Annotated in this window: 26 protein-coding genes and 2 tRNA genes; 22 read left to right on the top strand and 6 right to left on the bottom strand. The window is 32.9% G+C overall.

Going from position 1 to position 25,385, the window contains the following annotated elements; all coding sequences use genetic code 11:
- The first annotated feature begins 15 nt into the window (after positions 1–15).
- The 9 genes from J6Y29_03625 (at position 16) to J6Y29_03585 (ending at position 11,231) form a co-directional block, all read left to right on the top strand.
- A complete protein-coding gene (locus tag J6Y29_03625; GenBank protein ID MBP5426967.1) occupies positions 16–873 on the top strand; it encodes a bifunctional riboflavin kinase/FAD synthetase in 858 nt (285 codons plus the stop codon).
- Complete coding sequence (locus J6Y29_03620) at positions 873–2,141, top strand: insulinase family protein (protein MBP5426966.1); 1,269 nt, start codon at positions 873–875, stop codon at positions 2,139–2,141. Before J6Y29_03625 ends, J6Y29_03620 begins: the two co-directional genes overlap by 1 nt.
- Before the next feature lie 23 nt (positions 2,142–2,164).
- Entirely contained in the window at positions 2,165–3,445 is a 1,281-nt protein-coding gene (locus tag J6Y29_03615; protein MBP5426965.1) for an insulinase family protein, read from the top strand.
- 9 nt (positions 3,446–3,454) lie between these two features.
- Positions 3,455–4,255 (top strand): prolipoprotein diacylglyceryl transferase, encoded by an 801-nt coding sequence (gene lgt / locus J6Y29_03610; protein MBP5426964.1) that lies wholly within the window; start codon positions 3,455–3,457, stop codon positions 4,253–4,255.
- A 167-nt stretch (positions 4,256–4,422) separates the two neighbouring features.
- Positions 4,423–5,289: a DNA/RNA non-specific endonuclease gene (locus J6Y29_03605; GenBank protein MBP5426963.1), complete on the top strand. Its 867-nt coding sequence runs from the start codon at positions 4,423–4,425 to the stop codon at positions 5,287–5,289.
- Positions 5,290–5,746: 457 nt separating this feature from the next.
- Positions 5,747–6,811 (top strand): cell division protein FtsZ, encoded by a 1,065-nt coding sequence (ftsZ, locus tag J6Y29_03600; GenBank protein ID MBP5426962.1) that lies wholly within the window; start codon positions 5,747–5,749, stop codon positions 6,809–6,811.
- A gap of 111 nt (positions 6,812–6,922) precedes the next feature.
- Positions 6,923–7,162: a preprotein translocase subunit SecG gene (secG, locus tag J6Y29_03595; protein ID MBP5426961.1), complete on the top strand. Its 240-nt coding sequence runs from the start codon at positions 6,923–6,925 to the stop codon at positions 7,160–7,162.
- A 193-nt stretch (positions 7,163–7,355) separates the two neighbouring features.
- Positions 7,356–9,554 carry a ribonuclease R gene (rnr, locus tag J6Y29_03590; protein ID MBP5426960.1) on the top strand — a complete coding sequence of 733 codons (2,199 nt, stop codon included), beginning with the start codon at positions 7,356–7,358 and terminating at the stop codon, positions 9,552–9,554.
- 21 nt (positions 9,555–9,575) lie between these two features.
- Positions 9,576–11,231 (top strand): ankyrin repeat domain-containing protein, encoded by a 1,656-nt coding sequence (locus tag J6Y29_03585; protein ID MBP5426959.1) that lies wholly within the window; start codon positions 9,576–9,578, stop codon positions 11,229–11,231.
- A 36-nt stretch (positions 11,232–11,267) separates the two neighbouring features.
- On the opposite strand, the gene J6Y29_03580 is transcribed toward J6Y29_03585, so the two are convergent.
- Genes J6Y29_03580 through J6Y29_03570 form a run of 3 tightly spaced genes read right to left on the bottom strand, consistent with a single transcriptional unit; the run spans position 11,268 to position 13,959 of the window.
- Positions 11,268–12,017, bottom strand: a complete 750-nt coding sequence (locus J6Y29_03580) for a 4-hydroxy-tetrahydrodipicolinate reductase (GenBank protein MBP5426958.1) — start codon at positions 12,015–12,017, stop codon at positions 11,268–11,270.
- A 48-nt stretch (positions 12,018–12,065) separates the two neighbouring features.
- Entirely contained in the window at positions 12,066–12,944 is an 879-nt protein-coding gene (locus J6Y29_03575; GenBank protein ID MBP5426957.1) for a 4-hydroxy-tetrahydrodipicolinate synthase, read from the bottom strand.
- A 13-nt stretch (positions 12,945–12,957) separates the two neighbouring features.
- Positions 12,958–13,959: an aspartate-semialdehyde dehydrogenase gene (locus J6Y29_03570; protein ID MBP5426956.1), complete on the bottom strand. Its 1,002-nt coding sequence runs from the start codon at positions 13,957–13,959 to the stop codon at positions 12,958–12,960.
- 293 nt (positions 13,960–14,252) lie between these two features.
- Here J6Y29_03570 and J6Y29_03565 point away from each other — a divergent pair, with 293 nt between their 5' ends.
- Entirely contained in the window at positions 14,253–15,053 is an 801-nt protein-coding gene (locus tag J6Y29_03565) for a peptidoglycan-binding protein (protein MBP5426955.1), read from the top strand.
- A 103-nt stretch (positions 15,054–15,156) separates the two neighbouring features.
- The gene (locus J6Y29_03560; protein MBP5426954.1) at positions 15,157–15,960 is read left to right on the top strand and encodes a hypothetical protein; all 804 of its coding nucleotides are present in this window, start codon (positions 15,157–15,159) and stop codon (positions 15,958–15,960) included.
- A 23-nt stretch (positions 15,961–15,983) separates the two neighbouring features.
- Here J6Y29_03560 and J6Y29_03555 read toward each other — a convergent pair whose 3' ends face one another.
- The 3 genes from J6Y29_03555 to J6Y29_03545 are packed head-to-tail and all read right to left on the bottom strand — an operon-like array spanning position 15,984 to position 16,984.
- Positions 15,984–16,283 carry a hypothetical protein gene (locus J6Y29_03555; GenBank protein MBP5426953.1) on the bottom strand — a complete coding sequence of 100 codons (300 nt, stop codon included), beginning with the start codon at positions 16,281–16,283 and terminating at the stop codon, positions 15,984–15,986.
- A gap of 20 nt (positions 16,284–16,303) precedes the next feature.
- Positions 16,304–16,642 carry a hypothetical protein gene (locus J6Y29_03550; GenBank protein ID MBP5426952.1) on the bottom strand — a complete coding sequence of 113 codons (339 nt, stop codon included), beginning with the start codon at positions 16,640–16,642 and terminating at the stop codon, positions 16,304–16,306.
- Positions 16,643–16,660: 18 nt separating this feature from the next.
- Positions 16,661–16,984 (bottom strand): membrane trafficking protein, encoded by a 324-nt coding sequence (locus J6Y29_03545; protein ID MBP5426951.1) that lies wholly within the window; start codon positions 16,982–16,984, stop codon positions 16,661–16,663.
- Positions 16,985–17,096: 112 nt separating this feature from the next.
- Here J6Y29_03545 and J6Y29_03540 point away from each other — a divergent pair, with 112 nt between their 5' ends.
- The 11 genes from J6Y29_03540 to J6Y29_03490 all read left to right on the top strand — a co-directional run bounded on the left by J6Y29_03540 (position 17,097) and on the right by J6Y29_03490 (position 25,352).
- Positions 17,097–17,969 (top strand): NAD(P)/FAD-dependent oxidoreductase, encoded by an 873-nt coding sequence (locus J6Y29_03540; protein ID MBP5426950.1) that lies wholly within the window; start codon positions 17,097–17,099, stop codon positions 17,967–17,969.
- Between the two features lie 103 nt (positions 17,970–18,072).
- Positions 18,073–18,951, top strand: a complete 879-nt coding sequence (gene pdxS / locus J6Y29_03535) for a pyridoxal 5'-phosphate synthase lyase subunit PdxS (GenBank protein ID MBP5426949.1) — start codon at positions 18,073–18,075, stop codon at positions 18,949–18,951.
- A gap of 6 nt (positions 18,952–18,957) precedes the next feature.
- The gene (gene pdxT / locus J6Y29_03530) at positions 18,958–19,533 is read left to right on the top strand and encodes a pyridoxal 5'-phosphate synthase glutaminase subunit PdxT (GenBank protein ID MBP5426948.1); all 576 of its coding nucleotides are present in this window, start codon (positions 18,958–18,960) and stop codon (positions 19,531–19,533) included.
- A gap of 402 nt (positions 19,534–19,935) precedes the next feature.
- Positions 19,936–20,187: an HPr family phosphocarrier protein gene (locus tag J6Y29_03525; protein ID MBP5426947.1), complete on the top strand. Its 252-nt coding sequence runs from the start codon at positions 19,936–19,938 to the stop codon at positions 20,185–20,187.
- Between the two features lie 13 nt (positions 20,188–20,200).
- Entirely contained in the window at positions 20,201–22,027 is a 1,827-nt protein-coding gene (gene uvrC / locus J6Y29_03520) for an excinuclease ABC subunit UvrC (protein ID MBP5426946.1), read from the top strand.
- Positions 22,024–22,746, top strand: a complete 723-nt coding sequence (locus tag J6Y29_03515) for a metallophosphoesterase (GenBank protein MBP5426945.1) — start codon at positions 22,024–22,026, stop codon at positions 22,744–22,746. Before uvrC ends, J6Y29_03515 begins: the two co-directional genes overlap by 4 nt.
- The gene (locus tag J6Y29_03510) at positions 22,739–23,350 is read left to right on the top strand and encodes an MBL fold metallo-hydrolase (protein ID MBP5426944.1); all 612 of its coding nucleotides are present in this window, start codon (positions 22,739–22,741) and stop codon (positions 23,348–23,350) included. The genes J6Y29_03515 and J6Y29_03510 overlap by 8 nt, the downstream gene beginning before the upstream one ends.
- Before the next feature lie 334 nt (positions 23,351–23,684).
- Positions 23,685–23,885, top strand: coding sequence for a cold shock domain-containing protein (locus J6Y29_03505; GenBank protein MBP5426943.1), 201 nt, complete (start codon positions 23,685–23,687; stop codon positions 23,883–23,885).
- 312 nt (positions 23,886–24,197) lie between these two features.
- Entirely contained in the window at positions 24,198–25,055 is an 858-nt protein-coding gene (gene hslO / locus J6Y29_03500) for an Hsp33 family molecular chaperone HslO (protein MBP5426942.1), read from the top strand.
- 141 nt (positions 25,056–25,196) lie between these two features.
- A tRNA-Val gene (locus J6Y29_03495) sits at positions 25,197–25,272 on the top strand.
- A gap of 3 nt (positions 25,273–25,275) precedes the next feature.
- Positions 25,276–25,352 (top strand) — tRNA-Asp (locus J6Y29_03490).
- The last annotated feature ends 33 nt before the right edge of the window (positions 25,353–25,385 follow it).

The raw sequence follows: 25,385 nt of genomic DNA, 5'->3' as shown, positions 1-25,385 counted from the left end.
GAGATAGGTGATGATATGGAAGTTATATCGGGTGCGAAAGCTTTAATAGAGGCTACTGCTGTGACATTGGGAAATTTTGATGGATTGCATCTGGGACATTTAAAACTAATCAATAGATTAATTGATTTGGCCAATAAGATAAATGGCAAATCGTTGGTGTACGTGATAGAGAAGGAAAATATGGAAAAGATTATGACGCGCGAGCAAAAGGTTTGCGCTTTAGATGCTTTAGGGGTAGATTATGTCGTGTTTAGAAAATTTTCGAAAGAATTTAAGAACATCAAAGCGGAGGATTTTTTAAAGGAGCTAAAAGATAAGTTTAATGTTAGTGCCGCTGTTGTTGGGGATGACTATAGATTTGGTAAAGACAGACAAGGAAATATTACAAGTTTTAAAAAGTTTTTTGAAGTTGATGTGGTAGAAAGGGTTGATGATGTAAGTAGCACCAAAATAAGAGATCTTATACAACAAGGTGATGTTTTTAGTGCAAATGAATTATTAGGCTGGGAGTTTTGTATAGAAGGTAAAGTGATGGAAGGATTAAAAAACGGTAGAAAAATTGGATTTAAGACAGCCAATATAACAAAACCAGTTGGAATGATAATTCCTAAAGTTGGTGTGTATAGGACACGCACCAAGTATAATGATATGGTGTATGATAGTATAACTAATATAGGTACAAACCCAACTATCGGAAGTATTAATTATAAGAGTATAGAGACAAATATATTTGATTTTGATGAAGATATATATGGAAAAAGAATAGCGGTTAAATTTTTGGAGAGAATAAGAGGGGAGAGAAAATTTGGTAGCATAGAAGATTTAGCTCAGCAAATTAATCAAGATGTGAAAAAAATAAGGGAAGGTAAGTGATGAGTTTGGAGAAGCTTTATAGTGGTAATGGCATAAACATATTCAATATAAAAGAGGATAGGTTTAAAACTAATAGTATAAGTGTATTTTTTGTGGATAAATTGTCTAGAAGTACAGTATCTACAAATGCGTTGATGGTATCCGTCTTAAATAGAGGAACGAATAAATACAAGGAGACTTTGGATTTAGAGAGAAGAAAAGCAGAGCTTTACGGTTTACGTCTTGATTGCGAAGGGAACAAACATGGAGATTTATACATAATGAGTTTCCAAGTTGATGTGATAGATGATAAATTTACGCTTGGCAAAAAAAGTTTAATAGAAGAGGCATTTGGCTTTATTAGAGATGTTTTATTAGATCCGTATATAAAAGATGGGAAGTTTGAACAAAAATATGTAGACACAGAAAAGAGTAATTTGATAAAAATGATTGAGGCGACGATAAACGAAAAAAGCGAATATGCAACTTGTAGGTTTCTAGAGAATATGTTCAAAGATGAGCCGTTTGGGGTAAATAACAGGGGATATGTAGAGGATTATGCAAAGATAACGAATGAAGATTTGGTGAAGAATTATCATAGAATGATTAGTAGTATGCCAATGTACATTTTTGTAGCTGGTAATGTTGATAACGATATGATCATGAAAAGCACAGAATGTTTCAGAAATTTAAAACGTGATAAAATTATATCAGTTGAGAATACACTGGTTAAGAAACAAGTGGATAAGGTAAATGTTGTGGTAGATAAGATGGAAGTAATTCAAGATAAATATATCATGGGATTTAGGACTAATGTTGATAATGATACAAAAGACTATGTGAGTGCTCTAGTTTACAATAAGATACTAGGTGGCGGTTTATCGTCGAAGTTGTTCAAAAATGTAAGAGAGAAGAATAGTTTGTGTTATTATATATTCTCTATGCTTGATAGAACAAAGGGATTAATGATGATATCGACGGGCATAGAAGGGAAAAATAGGGATATAGTACGTCAAATGATAATGAAAGAACTAAACAATATGAAAAAGGGAGACATAACGGATTTTGAAATAGAGACGGCGAAGAAGAGTATAAGAAATTCATACGAAGCGACAAGAGATACTCAGTATGGCATAATCGGAGTGGAATTAAGAAAAGAGTTATTTGGATATAAATTGGGAATAGAAGAAATTTTAGAAATGCTGGATAGTGTGACAAAGGAAGATATTATGAAAGTATCAGAAAATATAGTATTAGACACAGAATATGTGTTGACAACAAATAAGTAAGAGAGGTGAAATTTAAGATGAACATAAAAAAGCATAATTATGATGATATAAGTGAAGTGTTGTATGAGTATGAACATAAGTGTGGGTTAAAGGCTTTTGTTATCCCCAAGAAGGGTTATAAGAAAATATTTGCAACGTTTGGAACTCATTATGGATCATTAAACAATATTTTTATTGATCCGGATACAAAGAAAGAAATACGAGTGCCGGATGGTATAGCACATTTTTTGGAGCATAAATTGTTTGAGCAAAAAGATGGGAATGTAATGGATACGTTTTCAAAATTAGGTGCTAATACTAATGCGTATACAGGATTTGCAGAAACAGTGTATTTATTTTCGTGTACAAATAATTTTAAAGAGAACTTTAATACATTATTGAATTTTGTGCAAGAACCATATTTGACAGAAGAGAACGTTGAGTCAGAGAAGGGAATAATAGCTCAAGAGATTAATATGCTAAAAGACAGTGGTACAAGAGTAGTATTTTTAAACTTACTTGAAGGTCTGTATAAAAACAATCCTGTTAAGATAGATATAGGTGGAACGGTGGAGAGTATATCGAAGATAACACCAGAGCTTTTGTACAAATGTTACAATACTTTTTATCATCCATCAAACATGATGGTATTAGTGGTGGGAGATGTGGATCCAAATGAGGTATTTGAAATAGTGGATAAAAATATACAAGTAACTGATACGTTAGATATAAAGAGAATATATCCAGACGAACCAGCTGAAGTTAATAAAAAGGTAGTTAGGGACAGAAAAGAGATAGCAAGACCGTTATTTTTGATGGGATATAAAGACAATGAAGTATATATAGATGGATATGATAAATTGAAAAAAGACGTGTGTATAAATCTTTTGTTGGATATAATTATGGGAAATAGTTCGAATTTATACAGTGATATGTACAGTCAAGGATTAATAAATACGACATTTGGATATGATTATACAATTGAGGAGAACTATGCTTTCTCAAATTTCGGGGGAGAGACAGATGAGCCAGAAAAGGTAAAGGATATGATATTAGCCGAAATAGAGAGAATAAAAAGAGATGGAATAAAAAAAGAGGATTTCCTACGAGAAAAGAAATCACAAATTGGAGATTTTATAAGAGAGTTCGAGCGAATAGATACGGTATCTACAACATTTATAGAAAATTACTTTAAAGGTGTAATTAGTCTTGATTTTTATCGTGTACTAGAAGAGGTAACAATAGAAGATTTGATGTATTATTTGAAAGAGCACTTTAAAGAAGAGAGATTAGCTTTGTCCATTGTGTATCCTATTGAAAGGTAAAGAGATACGATGATTAGTTATATAGCTTTTCCAAAACTTGATTTGCATTTTGATGTAGACCCAGTAGCAATTTCATTTGGTGATTTTTGTATATATTGGTATGGGATTATAATATCAATTGCTATATTTGTAGGATTTTTTTTGGTGAAAAGAAATGTGTATAGATTTGGGTATACAGTGGATGACATATGTAATATTTTAGTGTATGCGATAGTTTTTGGACTTTTATGTGCAAGGGCATATTATGTTGTATTTAATATAGATGAATTTCGACATGAGTGGGTAAACATACTAAACATAAGAACAGGTGGACTTGCAATATATGGAGGAGTAATAGGTGCACTTGTTTCTATATATGTTTATTGTAAAAAAAGAGGCTATAGGTTTTTAGATGTTGTGGATATATTGATGCCGTACCTTGCATTAGGTCAATCTATAGGAAGATGGGGTAATTTCACTAATCAAGAAGCATTTGGAGTGGAAACCACACTGCCATGGGGTATGACGGGAGATATAATAAAGGGTGTAGCTGGGGAAAAGTTGGTGCATCCAACTTTTCTATATGAGTCGTTGGTGACACTGGTTATATTTTTTGTGTTGTGCGGGATAAGGAAAAGAAAAAAGGTTGACGGCGAAGTATTTTTCGCGTATATGCTGATGTATGGTTTAGCAAGGTTTTTCATAGAAGGACTTAGGGTGGATAGTTTGATGTTGCTAAATTTTAGAGTGTCCCAGGTGTTGTCAGCAGCAATGGTTGTAGTAGCGATAGTATTTGGAATTATAAAAAAGAAAAAAGTGGTAGAATACTAAAAAGAGCCCTAGAATATAGAGGCTCTTTTTAGTATTTAGGATATGTTAATATTTTTCGATACAGACAAAGGTGAAAAAAACAACAAGAGAGGGATGATTTTGTGAAAAAGAAATATATATGGCTTATTATAATACCACTTCTTGTATTAGTAGGGCGTATTGGTGATATGACAAATGATGACAATAAAGCAAACATTAGTTCAATTGCAGAATATGAATTACATAAAGAGGACGACAAATATGTTTGGCTAAGAAATGTGCCTAAATACAGTGGGGAAGCATATGCAATAGTCAATGACAATAAACCATTTTTCAAAAAAGAAGATTATACAACTAAAACTTTTGAATCGTATGCTAAGTTAGATAATCTAGGACGTTGTGGGGTTGCATTTGCGTTAATTGGACAAGAAACTATGCCGATTAGCAAGCGTGAAGATATAGGAGATATAAGGCCATCGGGATGGCACACAGTAAGGTATGATGATATTATAAAAGATAAATATTTGTACAATCGGTGCCACTTGATTGCATTTGAATTATCAGGAGAGAATGCTAATCCTAATAATCTTATAACTGGGACAAGATATATGAATGTTGAAGGTATGTTGCCATTTGAAAACAAAGTCGCGAATTATGTAAAGTTTACAAAAAATCACGTATTATATAGGGTAACTCCTGTTTTTGAAGGGAAAAATCTTGTTGCAAGTGGGGTATTAATTGAGGCATACTCTATTGAAGATAGCGGAAAAGGAATAATGTTTAACGTATACTGTTATAATGTTCAGCCAGGTATTAACATAGATTATACTACGGGAACAAGCTTTAGAATTGAAAAAACAGAATTACCAACACAAACCACAAAACCTCAAAAAGACAAGATAATTTATATTTTGAACACACATACCCTAAAATTTCACTTTCCAAGTTGTGCTTCAGTGAGGGAAATGAGTGAAAAAAATAAGCTTGAGTTTAAGGGAACACGTGAAGAGGTGGTTTATAAAGGTTATTTTCCATGTAAAAAGTGTAATCCATAGAGCATAATGTTTTAACATAATTTTCCGATAGAATTAATATAGACCAAATAAACCAAGAAAGGATGATACTATTGAGGGTGAACTTGAGTTTAAAAAGGGTATAGGGAGAAAAAGGATAGTTTATATTAGTGAAAAAATTGGTAAAAACATAAGAAGTGCTTTTTAGGAAAAAAGATAAAGAAATTTTAAATAAAATGTTGCTTTGTTTTTCGAAATATATTAAAATAGATAATATATGGATAATGTTATGAGAATAGCATGAGTTTATCAGTGAATGTAGGTGAAGTATAGGAAGAGGAGCAAGGTTATAATTTAGTTTAGGATATTTTTGATCGAATAATGTAATAGATAGGATAAGGAAGAAACTAACCGAAGTTATGCTTGCGTAGGTAGCATAAGAAGCGAGGATTAAGTTATATTTAGTAGGTTCATATCAAATAAGTAAGGGGGACTAAAATTGCTTGAATTAGATCTTAAAGACGAACAGCTTGCCAAGATAAAAGTTATAGGAGTAGGTGGCGGTGGTAATAATGCTGTTAATAGAATGATAGCAGCAGGAGTAAAAGGTGTAGATTTTATTAGTGTAAATACAGATAAGCAAGCGTTGAATGCGTCACATGCTGAGGTAAAGATACAGATAGGAGAAAAATTAACAAAGGGCTTAGGAGCAGGAGCAAACCCAGAGGTTGGGGAAAAGGCGGCAGAGGAAAGTTTAGAAGAACTAGAAAAAGCTATTGATGGTGCGGATATGGTTTTTGTCACAGCTGGAATGGGAGGCGGAACAGGAACGGGAGCAGCTCCAATTGTAGCAAAGTTAGCAAAAGAAAAAGGAATACTAACAGTGGGGGTTGTAACAAAACCGTTTTCTTTTGAAGGCAGAAAGAGAATGCAATATGCTGAAAAAGGTGCAGAGGCACTAAAGGAGACAGTGGATACATTAGTAACAATACCAAATGATAGACTTTTGCAAATAGTAGAAAGAAAGACATCAATAATTGAAGCATTTAGAATAGCAGATGATGTTTTAAGACAGGGTGTACAGGGTATATCTGATTTGATAATGTTGAATGGAGTTGTAAATCTGGACTTTGCAGATGTAAAAACTATAATGACAAATGCTGGATTGGCGCATATGGGTATAGGACGAGCAGCAGGAGAGAATAGAGCAGAGGAAGCTGCAAGACAAGCTATACAAAGTCCATTACTTGAGACATCAATAGAAGGTGCTAAGAGAGTATTGATACAGGTAACAGGTAAGGTTGAGTTATTGGAAGTTACAGAAGCGACAAAATTGATAGAGAACTCGGTTGATCCAGAGGCTAACATTATATTTGGAGTAACTGTTAATGAGGCTATGGGAGATGAGCTTATTATAACAGTTATAGCGACAGGATTTGATAATGATCCAGTAGCAAACTTTGAGAATAAAAGTAAGGCTGTCCTAGCTAACGGAGAGAGACCACAGGCACTAAGAGAATCAATGGAAGATGTTGATATACCTACATTTTTGAGAATGAAATAATATTTTTTAAAAAAATAGAGTGAATACAAAAAAGTTGTACTTGTTTTGTATTCACTCTTGTGATAGAATAAGATAGCGATGTAATATAACATTTAAGGAGTGTTAAGTAAAATGCTAAAGATTATAGTAAATAGTGTACACATTGTATTTACCCTATCAATAGTTGTAATAGTGTTATTGCAGTCGGGTAAACAAGCTGGCCTATCAGGGACTATAGCTGGAGGTGCAGGTACTTTCTTTGGCCAAAATAAAGCTAGAACAATAGATGCAATACTAAAAAAATATACATCTGTTGCAGCGATAGGATTTTTGGTTACATCTGTTTGGTTGCAAAAGCTAGTGGTTATGTAGGAAGTGTAATTTGTTGATGCCTTTAGAATCCCACTCCTTTATGTAGTGGGGTTAGAAGGTAATTTTTTTGTTATGAAGAAAATTTATAAAGAATGGACGGTGTGCAAATAGCGTATTACTCATGTGTTCTGTGAATAATTGTTTTGCACAATAAGATAAGTGGTATATCAAATGAAAGGGAATTTGTGAACATATGAAAGATAAGATTTTGGAGTATTTAAAATTTGCTAAAAAAAAGTTGCGAGCCAGAGAAATACAGCAAGGTATAGGCAGTAATATTGATATAAAAACGGTGTTAGAAGAGTTACAGACAGAAGGGAAAATAGTAAAGTCTAATAATGGAAGGTATCAAACTATTGAAAATTCCGAGTATGTGTGTGGCCGGATACAGGGAAGCGAAAAAGGGTACGCCTTTTTGCGGCTTTGTGATGGAGAGGACATGTTTATAAGCGAGTATGCTTTAAATGGAGCTATAGATGGAGATACTGTGTTAGTAAAAGAGGACATGGTTGGTAGTTGTGGCAATAAAAAAGAAGGAATTGTATGTAAGATATTAAAAAAAGCAAATGAGGAGATAGTTGGTACAGTTAAAGTTTGTAAGAATAAATGTTTTGTTATCCCAGACAATAAGAGAATTCCCGAAGAGGTGCTAATAGTTGGAAATAGGAAGAAAGGCGTTAAGAAAGACCAGAAAGTAATAATTAGAATAACAAAAAGAAAAATAAATCCTGTAGTTGATGTTTTAGAGGGGAAAATTATAGAGGTATTAGGTAATAAAAAAGATAAAGGTGTTGACATACTATCTGTAGCAAAGTCATACGGATTGGAAGAAAGCTTTGATAAAACAGTGCTTTTAGAATGTGAAGAAATAAGTGATGTTGTTGATGATAGTGTGATAAAAGATAGAGTAGATCTTAGAGGCCTAAAAATGGTTACTATTGACGGAGAAGATGCAAAAGATTTGGATGATGCAGTATCGATAGAAATCTTAGAAAATGGTAATTATAAGTTAGGTGTGCATATAGCTGATGTTAGCGAGTACGTGAAAGAGGGAAGTTTTTTAGATAAGGAAGCGTTAAAAAGAGGGACTAGTGTTTATTTGATAGATAGGGTAATTCCGATGTTGCCCAAAAAACTTTCGAATGGTATATGTAGTTTAAATGCAAAAGTTGATAGACTAGGTTTTTCAGTTATGATGGAAATAGATAAAAACGGAGATGTAGTTGATCATGATATATTTGAAAGTGTTATAAACATAAATGAAAGAATGACCTATACTGATGTTTACAAAATATTAGAGGAGAACAATAAAAAATTAAAGGAACGTTATAAAGACTTTGTAGATGATTTTTTCACAATGAAGGAATTAGCGAAAATTTTAGAGGCAAAGATGAAAAAAAGAGGAGCAATAGATTTTAGTTTAGGTGAATCTAAAATAGAGTTAGATGAGAATGGCAAGGCTGTGGGAGTTAGTGAGTATAAGACTACTATTGCGAATAAAATAATAGAAGAGTTTATGGTTATATGTAACGAGACGGTGTCGGAGCATTTTTATTGGCTAGGTATGCCGTTTGTGTACAGAGTGCATGAAGAGCCAAAGGAAGATAAAATAAGGAATTTATCTGTATTTTTAAAGAATTTAGGTTATAAGCTAAAGGTATCCTCGAAAGTGTATCCTAAAGCATTACAAAAAGTGTTAAGGGATGCGCAAGGGAAGAGGGAAGAAAAGATTGTAAGTACGGTCATGTTAAGGTCTATGCAAAAAGCTAAGTATACAACAAAGAGTCAGGGACATTTTGGACTGGCAGCGAAGTTTTATTCGCATTTTACATCTCCGATTAGGAGATATCCGGATCTTATTATTCATCGAATAATGAAGGAATTTTTGAGAGGATCATTTAATGCCACTAGAAGAAAATATTATGAGGATAGATTAGAGGATATAGCTAAGTTATGTTCTGATAATGAGAGAATAGCACAGGATGCTGAAAGAGAAGTTGATGATATGAAGAAGTGCGAATATATGAAAAGGTACGAGGGTTATGTATTCGATGGGATAGTGTCTAGTATTACGTCATTTGGAATTTTTGTTGAGTTACCTAATACGATAGAGGGCCTTGTTCGTTTAAGAGATTTGGCAGATGATTATTACATATTCAATGAGGGTAATTATTCACTGATAGGCGAAAGAACAGGCAAAACGTATAATATAGGTGATGAAGTAAGAGTTAAAGTTGCGAGAGCAGATAAGGATTCGCGACAGATAGATTTTTTATTGGTTGGGAAAAGTGACAAAAGGAAGAAGGTGCACAGACGGAGGAAAAGAAAGAGTGTTATAAGAGATGGCAATTTCAAAGCAAGAAAGAGAAAAAGGAAAAAAGATAAGAGATAATTGACAAAGGGGCGAAAAATATTGAATACTAGTTTTGCTAGGATGATGACAGCGGTATTTTTGGGCGAATTAGAGCTTTTGCGTTTGATAGCAAAGGGTGAAGATGTAGATGCGAGGGATACTAAAGGCAAGACGGTGTTAATGTACGTATGTCAATTTGGAGATTTGGCTACAGCAAAAATTTTGATAGCCAATGGAGCAAATATAAATAAAAAAGACGATTTGGGTATGACAGCCTTGATGTATGTGTGTACGTATTATGGTTGTTCATACGCATGTAATTATGTTTTAAATGTTAGTTCTGAAATTTTGAGTTATAGAAGATCGGAAATACTAAGAAGATATATTGGAAGAAGTGTTGATTGTAGTAATATATACATGGTAAGGTATTTGCTAAAAGAAGGTGCAATGATAAATGATAGAGATTCAAGTGGATATACTCCACTAATGTATGCGTGTGAATACGGAAATACAGATGTGGCATGTCTTTTGTTGAGGGAAGGAGCAAGTTTGGGAAGAAGAGACAATAAGGGAAGAACAGCATTGATGCACGCATGTGGACATTATACTGGGAAGAGTGCATTATTAGTTAAATACATGGCAGAAAGAGGAGCATATATAAATGAAGAAGATAATGCAGGCATGACTTCACTAATGTACGCTAGTAAATTTGAGAATATTCATATTATGAAATATTTGATAAATCGTGGTGCGTATGTGGATAAAAAAGATAATAGAGGACGTACTTCATTGATGTTAGCTTGCCAATATATGAAAGTTAAAGCAATTAGGTTATTAATAGGTCATGGAGCTAATGTTAATGAAAAAGATAATAGAAATAGGACAGCGCTAGGATATATGGTGGATAATTTTTTTGATAGAAAAATAGAAGCAATAAAATATATAATTAAGTGTGGAGCAAGGCTAAATGACAGAGATGATGATGGTAAGACACCACTTATGTATGCTTGTGAATATAGAAATTTAGAGGTTATTCAGTATTTAATAGATCAGGGAGCTGATATCAATGTAAGAAATTCAATATATGATTCATTATTGGTATACGCATATGTATATTCGCATCCTTGTGTTGTAAAGTTGTTGATAGAAAAAGATATTCAGCTGGAATTAGAGGGTAGATCAAAAAGAATTAGTAGATTTATAAAAAAGGAAGCTAATGAAGAGATGGAACAGTTACTCAAAGGAAAAGAAATGCCTGAAGCTATACCTAAACTAGTATTGAGAGTTTATTATGAAACAAACATGGTAGAAGAGTTGTTCAAGAAAATTTATGAAAGAATTGATTCTAAAAATTATACAGGAGATGTTAATAGATGGCGTACAAAGCGTTCAATTGAAGGGAAATTTTGCGGTGAGAACTTAAAAAAAGAGATGGATAAAATAGAAAAATTTATTATGAAGTATGAGATTATAGAGGCAACAAAATCGATGTTAAGGCAGGATATAAAAAGAATATCTACGTTGTATGCTAAAATAGACAAAGCAAAGGAATTAGGAGAAGTTAATTATGATATTACCCAAAGAATGGTAAAAGAGAGAATAGAACCAAATGTTAAAATGTTGAAAGTGCTAAAAATAGAGCAAATTAAATTGGAAGAAAAAAATACTGAACAAATTAAAGAATTTGTATTGTACTCAAAAAGACTAAATCCTTAAAAAAATAATCTATCCCCCAATAATAGGGGGTAGATGTTATTTTAGTTCGTTAAGATTTGTGTATAGGCCAGATGGCATGTTTAATAAACGAATGCTGGTGTTTAGTGCACCTACACCAAATACATCTTTAGATAGTGCAGTATGACTAATTTCTATAATTTCGTCATTATTTGCAAAAATAACTGAATGTTCACCAGAGATAGATCCAGCACGGATTGAGTGCATGCCAATCTCGGTTTTCTTACGAGCTTCTTTTTTTGAGTGTCTGTCGAAAACGAGGTCTTTTTTTGGTATAACAGAGTTTATAGCGTCTGCTATCAAAAGGGCAGTTCCGCTAGGTGCGTCTATTTTTTTATTGTGATGTTTTTCAATTATTTCGATGTCGAAATCATCGTATAGTGCTTTTGCTGCCTCTTGTACAAGATGTATCAATAGATGTATACCGCAAGACATATTAGCAGAAAAGAAAATCGGAATACTTCTACTAGCTGCATGTATTTTTTCTACCTGATCTGTTGAGAGCCCAGTAGTGCATATAACCATAGGTATTTTTTTTGCTAGAGCGAACTCTAATAGCGGATTAAAAAGTGATGGATTAGAAAAATCTATTATAACATCTATGTTACAAGTTACAGAAGAAACATACCTATAGACGGGATATGGCGAATCAGGTGTAGTTTTTATATCAATACCTGCAACTATTTTTAAATTTGTATAATCAGATGAGAGTCTAGTTATAACTTGTCCCATCTTGCCTTGACAACCACTTAATAAAATTTTTATCATAAAAACACATCCTTAAATTAGTCTAGGGAGCATAAAGCCCCCCTTTTTTTATATAGTATTGAAACCGTATTCATCTAATGTGTGACGTAATTTGCTGAAATTTTCAGGTGCAAGATGCGATAAAGGAGATCGGCATTGACCAACGTTTTTGCCAATCAAGTTTAAAGCTTCTTTTACCGGAACAGGATTACTCTCCGAAAATAAAGATTCTATCAAAGGAATATATCTAAGTTGACTATTTCTCGAGTCAACTATGTTATTTTCAAAGAAGTTCTCACACATGTTGTGAGTTTCAAGAGGTAAAATATTTGCTAAAACTGAAATTACGCCAACAGCACCTAAAGATAGCATAGGGACAACTTCTTCGTCGTTTCCAGAGTAAATATCTATGTTATCACCACAAAGTCGTTTTATTTTTGCAACTTGAGAAAAATTACATTCTTTAATTGCAACAATGTTCGGAATTTTAGATAACTCAAATACTGTTTGGGGTGCAATATTTACCCCCGTTCTAGACGGAACATTGTACAATATTATAGGTATATCTACACTATTCGCAATAGATTCGAAATGTGTTTTAAGACCTAATTGAGATGGCTTGTTGTAATAAGGACAAACTGATAAAATAGCAGAAGCGCCCATAGAAGCAACTGTCTTGCTAAATGAAATGGCATCGTTGGTGTTGTTGCTGCCAGCACCTATAATTACAGGAATCTTGCCATTAACTTTGTTTAAACAAAATTCAAGAACAGAAAGTTTTTCATCTGTTGACATAGAAGAAGATTCTCCAGTTGAACCACATAAAACTAAAGCATCAGTTTTATTGGCAAGATGAAAATCAATAAGATCTTCAATTGCAGAAAAATTAATTGACATATCTTCATTAAAAGGAGTAACTAAAGCGACCCCGGAACCTTTAAAAATCATAATAAATCCTCCCCTACTTACTTTCCCATATATTAATTAAACAATCAGCAATTTGAACTGCATTAGTAGCAGCACCTTTGCGTATATTATCTGCTACAACCCATAAATTTATGCCGTTTGCAACGCTAAAGTCTCGTCGTATTCTGCCTACGAATACTTCGTCATGTGAGGTTGCATCAATAGGCATTGGATATAAATTATTTTCAACATCATCAACAACTACCACGCCAGGTGAATTTTTTAGTAACAGTCTTAATTCATCTAGATTAAACTCATTGTAGAATTCGACATTTATTGATTCAGAATGAGAGTTAATTACGGGAACTCTCACAGTTGTAGCTGTTATATTTATTGAATCATCACCTAAAATTTTTCTTGTTTCATTAACCATTTTCATTTCTTCTTTAGTGTATCCATCAGGTAAGAAAGAGTCTATGTGAGGTAGTATATTATTGAAGATAGGATGTGGAAACTTAATTGGAGCTTTGCCACTAATACCTTCATTAAGGTCACGAATACCATTTATACCTGCACCAGAAACAGCTTGGTATGTAGAATATACAATTCTTTTTATTTTGTATTTTTGATGAAGTGGCGAAAGCGGAACTACTGCCTGAATAGTAGAGCAATTTGGATTTGCAATTATACCATTGTTCCACAAAATATCCTTGCGATTTACTTCAGGAACAACAAGGGGCACATTTTTATCCATTCGCCAAAAACTGCTGTTGTCTATAACAGTTATTCCTTTACTAGCAGCAATAGGAGCATACTTTTCACTAACGGTGCCACCAGCAGAAAATAGTGCAATATCTATATCTTGGTCAAAGGAAGACTCGGTTAATTCTTCTACAACATAGTCACGTCCATCGAAATTAAGTATAGATCCTTTAGATCTACTAGACGCAAAAAAATAAATATGATCTATAGGTAATTTTTTTTCTTCCAGTACAGTCAAAAACATCCGGCCAACAAGTCCGGTTGCCCCAACAATTGCAAAATTATATTTTCTCACTTGACGAACACTCCTTTAACATTTTCATAGTAAATTGTATGTTACACAAATAATATTATGCTACCCAAATATGTCACATAACAACATCAAGTTATAATATCATGAAGTTTTGTAATTGTCAAATTGCGTAACGTTAAAATAGGAATATTGTTGGGCTTAAGTGTAATAAGCTAAATATGTAGATTGTTTCAGGATATACAAATGTATACATTGTTCGATTAAAAAAAGTAAAAAAGAGGTTTACAAATGTAGAATTTTCTGATAGAATTAAATAAACAAAAAGGAGGGTTTAGATGAAAGTAAGTAGTAAAAAAGTATTAGTAGCGTTATTAATGCTTTTACAGGTGGCATTAATGAAGGATTCTGCGTTTGCAGCAGGTCTGTTGAAGAAAGGGATGTCAGGCCAAGAAATAGGAAACTTACAAAATGATTTAGCAGTACTTGGTCATTACAATTACAAGGTAACAGGGTATTTTGGAGATATAACTCAAAGAGCGGTAAAAGATTTCCAAATAAATCAAGGGTTATCTGCAGATGGAATAGTAGGGAATGTAACAAGATGCAGAATAGAGCAGATGTTAGGTAAGGCACCTAGTGCTCCTGAGAGTGGCAGTTATTACAAAAAGTCGTGGTTTGAAGGTGGTAATAGAGTTTTTAGTATAGGAAAGGTGGCTACTGTATATGATATAGATACAGGCAGAACATTTAAGGTAAAAAGAACTTTTGGAACCAATCATGCCGATTGTGAGACGCTAACATGTGAAGATACCAATACTATGAAGGGAATTTATGGTGGCAGATGGAGTTGGAATAGAAGGGCTATTATTTTAGATGTGGATGGTGTGAAAATACCGGCTTCAATGGCAGGTATGCCTCATGCAGGATTGAATAATAAGCCAACTCGAGCTTATGTAACTAATAGAAGTGGTGGATTCGGCAGAGGAATTAATCTAGATTCAATAAAAGGAAATGGTATGGATGGACATTTTTGTGTACATCTTTTAAATAGCAGAACACACGCGAGCAATAGAGTTGAGCCTATGCATCAACAAATGGTTAGAAAGGCGATTAATACATTAGAAGGAAGACGTTAGTAACGTCGAGGGGTTTTCTAAGAATATACGTTAAAAAACTAATATAGTTCCAATAGGATACGTTCTGTCATAGGACGATTTAACAAAAGAGAGGTAAACTACGATGATAATTAATTTTTTGAAACAGAAGAAATCGGCGGCTGTTGCACTAGGGCTTTTGGCGCTTATATTCAGCTGGATAGAGTTTTATGTGATATTTCCTATAATAGGAGGTATAAGGAGTTTAAGGTTTAATAATGTATATGAAACAATAATAATGATTATAAAAATTAAGTACAACTCAATAAAAGACAATAATTGTATTACAGCCAACTGGATCATTGCAGGAGTTATAGTAACAGTGATTGTGGCTACGTTAATAAGTGCTGCAGTAGTTGTTATATTAAATTCGTTGGATGATTTTCTAGATAGAAGACGGTCGGGGTGGCCATGTAGGAATTTTGGTAAAGTATGGATGATAGTAGTTGCTATAAGTTTTTTGTTAGAAGCTCTTGTGATAAGTATGGCAGTTGCTTCGTTGCCTGCATTGTTTGTTACGTCGTCGTACATAAAAGGTACAGTAGGATTATGGTATTGTGTATTCTTTGATATGGTAACTGTTTTGGTTATTTTATCTATGTTGGTTTATGTGAGGGTGACTATTTGGAATGGATTAAAGAATGTTATAACAGATACAAGAGGTTCAGTAACAGATTTCAGGTTCACTGAGCTAGCTATAAAATTTATAGTATTTGATATAATATTTTTGGCATCACGATTTATCATGATTCCACTAAAGATAGCATCCAATGAATTTTCAATTGCAGATGGTATTTTGTTTATAGTGTTTTTGTTGTTTAACGTATTTTATATTACTGGCAGAACATGTACACTTTTTAAGTCATTAAAAAACAGGGGAATGTATTAATATATCCCCTGTATTTACCCTGATTATTTTTGTAATAGGAGTATTGCTATTAATCCTATTAAAAGTTCATCGGGGACATCTTCTTGTAAAAAAAGTATTAGTATTGCAAACAGTAATATATCATCTAATTCAATGTTTTTTAAAAGCCTTTGTACGTCTAAGGTCTTTTTTGTAGTAGTGTCAAGGTGAGTGTTTTCTTCTTTTAGAATATCTGGTTGTATTTCGATTTCGTTTGGCAAGGGAATTTCTTCCAATGAATTTATAGATACGTTAGTTGTTTTTGGCTTAGCTATAGTAGAATTAGAGAATTTTTTATACTTCATTATATTACCTCCAACTGATTTTAAGAACTTCCCAATTCACTTTCATCCAATAGACTTGATAGACTTACCATTTGTAGTATCTTTACAAGATTGACTAATTTTTTTTGTCTTGATAAGTTAAGAAACGGTTTAACAGCGTTTAGCAATATTACGCGTTCATCATGATTGCTAGCATCTAGTCTGTCCATGATGTGTTTTACGCGTGTCAGAGTTTTAAGCGATTCATCTTTTGTGCTAATTTCGTTAGTATTGTTGGTTGCAAGTAATGTTGATAATAAATTTTTCATATTATCAGGTATTTTTTCTTTACCTAGTATTGAAGATAGCTGATTTATTTTTTGATTCAAATCATCACTCATAGTATCACCTCTTAGAACCTATGTAAGAAATTTTTTTAATTTAGTAATTATTTCATTGCCATTTTCTCCAAGTAGATTGGATACTTTGTCTAGATCTACAGTAGACAGTTTCTCCAAAAGTTCTTTTTTGTCTATATTTAGTTCATCAAATTTAGATTTATCAAATTCATCTATTTTTTTAAGCAGCTCATTAGTATCAATTTTACTCAATTCTTTTTTGAGTTCGGTTGTATCGGGATTCTTAAGTATTTCTATAGATTTATTTATTTTAGAGTTTAAGATTTTAGAATCCATCTTATTCCAAAATTTGGATAGCTTTTGATTAAATATATTTTTCCTCATAAACAAAAATCCTTTCTTATGGATTACATCTATATAAAACATATGCATTAGGTTATGTGAAAATGACATATAATGTGTTATTATAATAGTAGTTGAGAGGAGGATAAAATATATGTTTGACGTGATAATAATAGGAAGAGGTCCGGCTGGATGCCAAGCAGCAATATATACACTAAGAGCCAATTTAAAGACGTTAGTTATAGGGAAAGATAGCCTTCTTGCTAAGGCAAACCTAGTAGAAAATTACTATGGTATAACGAAAATATCAGGGAAAGAGCTTTTAGATGAAGGTGAGCGCCAGGTGAAAAAATTTGGAGGATTGATAATTAGCGATGAGGTATTAGACATAAAAGTAGAGGACGGTGTAAAAAAAGTTTTAACGTCTAATGATGAGTATCAGGCTAAAACGGTTTTGATTGCGACAGGGAACAAAAAAATTCCTCTTGCGATTGAAAATTTGAAAAGATTTGAAGGATCGGGCATAAGCTATTGTACAGTATGTGATGGATTTTTCTTTAAAGGATTAAAGGTAGGAGTTTTAGGATATAATGATTATGCAGTGCATGAAGCGATGGAGTTAGCTACTTTTACAAGTGATATAACAGTATATACAAACGGAAGGGAATTTAATGTATCAGATAAGTATAAAGATATGGCTAGGGGATTTAAAGTAAATAATAAAGCAATAAAGAAATTTGATGGGGTTAATGAACTAAATGAAATTTGTTTTGACGATGGGACAAGAGATACAGTGGATGGAGTTTTTGTCGCATATGGCAATGCAGATTATAATGCATTGGCAAAAAAATTGGGATTGATTGAGAATAATAATTTTATTGTAACCAATGAACGTCAGGAAACAAATGTTTCAGGAATTTTTGCTGCTGGAGATTGTACAGGGGTATTTAAACAGATTGCAGTAGCAGTAGGTCAGGGAGCCATAGCTGGAGATAGTATAGTGAAATATGTTAAGAGAATTTGCTAAATATAGAAAATATATCTTGCAAATAATTTAGATGTAGTGTAAAATTCATATAGTTTAGCTAGCTCAATTTTAAGCAAAAATTTAGTCGGAGGAAGGTTCAGGGATGAGAGAAAGATATGAATTAAATAAGAATTTGGCACAGATGTTGAAAAATGGCGTAATAATGGATGTAACAAATGCAAAAGAAGCAGAAATTGCCCAGGAAGCAGGAGCAGTTGCGGTTATGGCATTGGAGAGAGTTCCATCAGATATAAGAAAACAGGGTGGAGTAGCAAGAATGTCTGATCCGAAGATGATAAAGGAAATAAAAAGGGCAGTTACTATACCAGTTATGGCAAAAGTAAGAATAGGTCATATTGTTGAAGCTCAAATTTTAGAATCTTTAGGAATAGATTATATAGATGAGAGTGAAGTTTTAACTCCTGCGGATGATATGTATCATATAGATAAGTATCAGTATAGGATTCCTTTTGTTTGTGGAGCAAGAAATTTGGGAGAGGCGTTGAGGAGAATAGGAGAAGGCGCTTCAATGATAAGGACAAAAGGAGAAGCTGGTACAGGGAATGTAGTTGAAGCTGTAAGGCATATAAGAACAGTCATGGGAGAAATTAATAGAGTAAAGAGCATGCAAAAAGAAGAACTTATGACATATGCAAAAGGAATAGGGGCACCATTTGATTTAGTGGTTAGGATTCATGCAGAAGGAAAACTTCCGGTTGTGAATTTCGCAGCAGGAGGGATTGCAACTCCAGCAGATGCAGCATTGATGATGCAATTAGGTAGCGAAGGTGTATTTGTAGGATCAGGAATATTTAAATCATCAAATCCTAAAAAAATGGCTAAGGCAATAGTTAAAGCAACAACTTTCTACAATAAACCTGAGATATTAGCGGAGGTATCGGAAGACTTGGGGGACGCTATGTATGGTATAGAAATGTCTGATATAGATAATCAAGACAAGTATGCAAATAGGGGGTGGTAAACCTTGCTGAAAGTAGGCGTATTGGGCTTTCAGGGCTCTATAGAAGAGCATGTTTGTAGTTTGTCTAAAATAGAGGGAGTTAATCCGTTAGTTGTTAAAACTAAAAAAGACTTAGAAGAAGTAAGAGGGATAATTTTGCCTGGAGGGGAAAGTACAACAATAGGTAAGTTATTACATGATTTTGATATGATGGGTGTATTGAAAGAGAGAATACAAAAGGGTATGCCGGTCTGGGGTACATGTGCGGGGATGATATTAATGGCAAAACGCATAGTGAATCAGGATAAGACATATCTTGGTGTAATGAATATAACTGTAAAGAGGAATGCTTACGGTGGACAGCTGGATAGCTTCAAGAGAATGGGATCTATACCTTGTGTTTCATCACATGAAATTCCATTAGTGTTTATAAGGGCACCGTGGATAGAAAATGTTGCATCTGACGTTTACGTATTATCAGAGGTGGATGGTAATATAGTTGCGGCAAAAAGTAAAAATATGCTGGTAACATCGTTTCATCCGGAGCTTACATCAGATTTATCGTTCCATAAGTATTTTGTGAATATGTGTAAAAATTATTAGTATAGGCTATTGGAAGTACATGAATAATTATTCTATGGGATTTGTTTTATCTAACATTTAGCAATTTCATCCCTTTCTTCTATAATTAAGGGATGAATTGCCTCCAGAATGTAGTATTGACAATTTAAAAAAAAGAGTTTCTTAAAAAACTATGGAAAGAACACTTTTGGGTTTACTGACAACGGTAGGGGTATCGATAAATGTAATAAAAAAATATATAGAAAGCCCCTTAACCTTTGGTGCCTTAGAATTTTGTGGTAAAAATTTGAGGTGTAGATAGGGTAGGATATTACAGGGTGATCATTTTGGCTTGGGTAGGAAAATATATAGGTTTACAATAATTGAATTTTGCTATAAAATTAGGTTAGCCTGATGAAAAATAAAAATGAGAGAGGAATCTATATGATTTGTACAGATGTTGAGGTAAAAATAAAGAGAGGTTTAACATCCAACAATTTAGCACATTTTATTCAAAAAGCATCTGGGTATAAAGCCGATGTATTTGTGCAAAAAGGAGGCCGAAAGGCTAATGCAAAGAGCTTGTTGGGATTGTTATCATTACAAATTTCTAATGAGGACAGGGTAACTATAAGTGCAGAAGGAGAGGACGAGGAAGTTGCTGTAAGCGAATTGGAAAAGTATTTAAAATCATAAGGGTTGGTATATTGTGTTTGATATGAAAGATGAATTAAAAAAAATACCACATAATTCGGGAGTATATATAATGAAGAATTTGAGTGGAGACATTATATATGTTGGGAAGGCTGTGAATTTGCGAAATAGGGTAAGACAATATTTCAATAATAATTTACAACATACTAATAAAGTAAGAGCAATGGTGTCTAATGTGCATTCTTTTGAATATATAATTACGGATTCAGAGTTAGAAGCGCTTATTTTGGAGTGCAATTTGATAAAACAATATAGGCCTAAGTTTAATATACTCTTAAAAGATGATAAGGGTTATCCTTATATAAAAGTTACATTAAAAGAGGATTTTCCCAGGGTGTTGGTAACCAGGAAATTAGTAAAAGATGGATCTAAGTACTATGGCCCATATAGTAGCTCAAAAGTAGTAAAAAATATAATGAATATAATAAGGGAGTATTTCCCTACTAAAAAATGTGGTAAGTCATTAAAGAAAAAAACTAGAGAATGTTTAAATTATCATATAGGTAAATGCATGGCGCCTTGTATGGGAGCTATTAGCAAAGAAAAGTATAGGAATATGATAGATGGTATATGTGATTTTTTAGAAGGAAGTAAAAATGTATTAAAAAAACAGCTTAAGGCGTTGATGGAGAAGGAAGCATTAAATTTAAATTTTGAGAGAGCAGCGAAGATTAGAGATACAATAGAGAGCTTGGATTTTTTCGAGCAAGATCAAAAAGTTTTAGATACTCATTTAAAAGATAAAGATGTGGTAGGTTTTACAAGAAAAGATAGTGATATATGTATACAGATATTTTTTATAAGAGAAGGAAGAGTAATTGGTAGAGATAATTATGTACTAAATGATGTACAAGATGAAGAAGACGAATATATAATAAATACATTTATATGTCAGTTTTATACAAATCAAAGATATATCCCAAAAGAAATATATGTTCCGGTGGAAATATCTAATAAAGGGATACTTGAGGATATGTTAGCTCAAATAAAGAATAGCAAGGTGAATATAATAAATCCAAAAAGAGGAGAAAATGTAAGGTTAGTTGAGCTGGTAAATAAAAATGCTAAGCAGGAGTTAGAAAGAGTGCATCAGAGTAATAATGAAGATGTAATTTTGTGCAAGTTAAGAAATATTTTAAATATTAAAACAAAACTAACAAGGATAGAGTCCTATGATGTATCAAATATAGGAAATGAAAATATAGTTGTTGCGATGGTGGTTTTGACAAATGCAAAGTTTGACAAGAAGGAGTACAGAAAATTTAGAATAAAAACAACTAAAGGACAAAATGATTATCTGTCAATGCAAGAAGCTTTATATAGAAGGTTGTTGCGAGGAGTAGAAAAAGATGAAAAATTTACACCATTGCCAGATTTGATTTTTTTAGATGGAGGAAAGGGCCACGTAAGTGCAATAAAAGAGGTTGTAAGTGAGTTGGGGCTTAATATAACACTGGTTGGAATGGTAAAAGATAATAGACATAGGACTAAAGGACTTATTTTGAATAATTGTGAGATAGACATAGAGGATGATAGGGAGTTATTTAATTTTATAACGAAAATTCAGGATGAAACACATAGATGTGCGCTAGCTTATAATAAAAAACTTAGAAAAATATCGTATAACAAATCAAGTTTAGATGAAATTAAAGGAGTAGGGAAGGTTAAAAAGAGAGAATTATTAAAGTTTTTCAAAAGTGTTGATAATATAAAAAATGCGAGTGTAGAAGAGCTAGGTAAGGTTAAAGGGATAGATTTAACATTAGCTAAAAAAATAAATGAGTATTATAGAAAGTCGGAGAAAGAGGAAGATAAGAAATGAGTATATATGCAATATCAGACTTACATTTAGCGATAAGTATAGATAAGCCTATGGATATATTTGGGGTGCGATGGAGTAATTATATGCAAAGACTTGAAAAAAATTGGAATAGCGTTGTTGGGGATGATGATTACGTTTTAATACCGGGAGATATATCATGGGCAACGTATTTGGATGACGCTTATTTGGATTTTAAGTTTTTAGATAATTTAAATGGGAAAAAAATTATATCAAAAGGAAACCACGATTATTGGTGGACAACCATTAGCAAACTAGAGAAATATATGAGTGCTAATGGATTTAATAGCATAAAATTTTTGAATAATACATCTATCAAAATAGGGGATATAGTTGTGTGCGCTACTAGAGGATGGAAATGCCCTAATGAGGATGGATTTACAAAGGAAGATGAAAAAATTTACAATAGAGAAGTACAAAGACTAAAATTATCATTAGAAAGTGTACAAGATAACGAATGTGAGAAATATGTTATGATACATTTTCCTCCATTTAATAGTAAAAAAGAAACAAGTGAATTGATGGATTTGATGAATCAGTACAAAGTCAAGAATTGTTTATATGGGCATTTACATGGGGGAGCATTTCATAAAGTATTTGAAGGGATTATGCAGGATATAAATTTTAAATGTATATCTGCAGATTATTTAGAGTTTTCACCAATTTTGATAAGAGGGGGTAGTGTTTGTGAAGATGGATAAACTGTTGTATCAAGGGCGTGCAAGTATAAGAATAGTTACGAGAAAAGAAAGAGTAATATATGTGGATCCTTTTGCTGGCGATGGATATGATTTGCCAGCAGATTTGATATTGGTGACACATGAGCATTTTGATCATAATGCTATTGATAGTATTCCAAGTAGGAATTCTGGCTGTAGAGTGATAAGGAGCAAGGATGCGATTTCGGGAAACGGGTATAATAAATTCGATTTAGGATTTGCAAAAATAAAGCCAGTTCCAGCTGGCAATAACCGTAACCACAGTGTAAAAGAATGTGTAGGATATATTATAATTTTGGAGAGTGGAGTTTCAATATATGTAAGTGGTGATACATCTACTACTTCGTACATGGATGATATTTCTAAAATGGATATAGATTATGCGTTTTATTGTTGCGATGGTGTTTATAATATGGATATAGAAGAAGCGATAAAAGTGGCCCAAAAAGTAGGAGCAAAGCACAGTATACCCTATCATATAACAGGAGAAATAACGGATGAATTTGATATGGATAGGGCGAAAAAATTTCGTGTTAAGGGTAGTTTAATTTTAGAGTATGGTCAGGAAATTGAACTTATAAAGTAACATTTGTATAAATTAAAAGTAGAAAAATGGTAAACATTTATATTAAAAAAAATTTTTTGAATTATGGTAAAATTGCAGTTGATAAAACGAATAAAAATAAATATAAAAAGAGAATAATATATATGAAATTATAAAAAAATATTTCATCATTGCAATTAAAACCCACAACAGCTTTACAAATGTTTTATTATAAAAAAACGATACAATTTTTAACAAATAAGTAATAAAAAAGTTGACAATAACTTTATAAATATGATAAAATTTACTTACTTAGTTAAGAACAACATGGTTGGTTTGTGGCTAAAGTTTAAGTTAATCAGGAGGAGAAAGGACAATGGAAAAAGGACGCGTAAAGTGGTTCAATGCAGAGAAAGGTTTTGGATTCATCGAAAGAGAAGAGGGAAATGACGTATTTGTACATTTTTCCGCTATAAACATGGATGGATATAAAACTTTAGAGGAAGGTGCTGAAGTAGAGTTTGAGGTTGTAGAGGGAGCTAAGGGACCTCAAGCATCTAACGTAAGCAGATGCTAATTTAAGTATGGGGTTCCTCCACTTTGTGTACGTAGAAAAGTGGGGGTAAGAGGTGAGCCCTAACTTAAGAGCTGAAGGTATATTTGTCCAGATAAAATATATCGAGACATAGAGGTACTTTCAATAGGATGTGCCGGCAATTCGTAAGCCATTTAGGTGATAAGAGGGTCGGCACGAATTATATTATTTTTTAGATGTCATTATATGTAAGTAAAGCTAAACGTAGATTAAGTTTTAATCATGAGATATATAGTCGATAGTAAGTAAAAGAGTCTTAATTTTCGTTATGTAAATTAGAAGGAGAATTGAATTATGAGAGATTATTTAATTAGTGCAACAGCTTTTGATGGTACAATTGATGTTGTGACGGTTGATACTACAAATATATCAAAAACTGCAATAGAATACCACAATTTGTCAAAAACATCTGGAGTATTGTTGTCAAAAACAATGACAGCATCATTATTGATGTCAAATTTTATGAAAAACAGCAACGAAACATTAACACTTGAGATAAATAGTAGTGGAGAAAGCGGGAAGATTGTATCTGTAGTTAATTCCAATTTAGAGGTTAGGGGCTATATAGATAATACATGTGTAAAACTAGAAGATAAAGAAACACTAGAAGATAAGGTTGGTTTAGATGGATATATAAAAGTAATAAGAGATATGGGATTGAAAAAACCGTACATAGGTATATCCAAAACCGCTACAGGGGATATAGCAAAAGATTTGATGTATTATTACAGTGTATCAGAACAATTACCATCTTACATAGTGCTAAGTAATATAAAAGATAATGAAGGACTTAAGAGAAGTGCTGGTATGTTAATACAAGTTATGCCAGATGTCAATAGTTCTACAATAAAATATTTACAAGATAATATGGAGAGATTATCATTATTTAATAAATCATTAAAAGAAGGGAATAATTTAAGGGATATAATCGTATATATGTTTAAGGAAGGAGAATTAAATTTTAAGGAAAAAAGAGAATGTGAGTATAAATGTAATTGCTCTAGAGAAAAAATGAAAGATGGATTAATGAGTTTGGGTAAAAAAGAGATTGAGGATATAATAAAAGATAGCGGAGAGGCAGTTTTGGAGTGCCATTTTTGTAATAAGAAATATAAGTTTTCAGAACAAGAATTAAAGGATATGTTATCCTAAGAAACAAAATAGGCAGTATTTGCTAGAACCAAGAAGAATACAAAAGAAAATAAAACATAAATAGATATAAGCACCAGTGGAATTTTTGACATATTGGTGATAATGCGATATAATGTCTCTTGTTGGAACGATTGGTTTCTAGGGCGCTTAGCTCAGCTGGGAGAGCACCTGCCTTACAAGCAGGGGGTCATAGGTTCGAGCCCTATAGTGCCCACCAGTTGGCCCGGTAGTTCAGTTGGTTAGAATGCTAGCCTGTCACGCTAGAGGTCGAGGGTTCGAACCCCTTCCGGGTCGCCAGTTAGCCCAGATAGCTCAGTCGGTAGAGCAGAG

The sequence above is a fragment of the Clostridiales bacterium genome, assembly GCA_017961515.1.
GTDB lineage: Bacteria > Bacillota > Clostridia > Acetivibrionales > RGIG10202 > RGIG10202.
The sequence above is the reverse complement of the archived record's forward strand: the minus strand, read 5'-3'. Positions and strand labels throughout refer to the sequence as shown.